This is a genomic window from Paenibacillus sp. 32O-W, assembly GCF_007679495.1.
GTDB lineage: Bacteria > Bacillota > Bacilli > Paenibacillales > NBRC-103111 > Paenibacillus_L > Paenibacillus_L residui.
In genome coordinates this window covers 1-582 of sequence record NZ_VEGP01000172.1, presented here as the reverse complement: position 1 = coordinate 582, position 582 = coordinate 1, and the positions used below count along the sequence as shown (strand labels likewise).

General features: G+C 49.7%; 1 protein-coding gene. It reads left to right on the top strand.

Going from position 1 to position 582, the window contains the following annotated elements; genetic code table 11:
* The coding region (locus FS806_RS25310; protein WP_144942120.1) for a transposase at nt 1-582 on the top strand (582 nt) is incomplete at both ends.

Genomic DNA, 582 nt, shown 5'->3' with positions numbered 1-582 from the left:
GCGAAATATCCCTATAAGATCAAAAAGCACTACAATACGAAATGGGTCAAAGACGGGTTCAAGGTGTTCGATAACGGCAAGATTGAACTGTCGATGGGGATTCATCAAGGGAAGAGAGAGAAGCCGATTGTGGTCCATGTGGCGTCTCTTCCCGCAGGTCAGATCAAAGAAATCGAACTCGGCTATGATCACGGCCTATACCTCGCCATCTCCTACGAAGATGGGAGGGAGAACAAGAACTATCGGAAACAACATGCCGTCGGGGTAGACCCCGGTGAAATTCATACGCTTGCCGCCTTTCGTGAGGACGGAGAGAGTCTGATCATCACGGGCAGGAAAGTACGTTCGATCCATCGATTTCGCAATAAGAAGCTGGCGGAAATTCAACGGCTGCAGTCCAAATGCAAGAAAGGCTCGCGGCAATGGAAGAAATATCAGCGAGCGAAACAATACATACGTTCCAAGTCGGAGCGGCAGTTGAGAGATGCCCTGCACAAGACGACAAAGCAATTTGTGGATTGGTGTGTACAGCAGTCGGTATCGGATGTTCATCTTGGCGATATCGAAGGCGTGCAGCGGAAT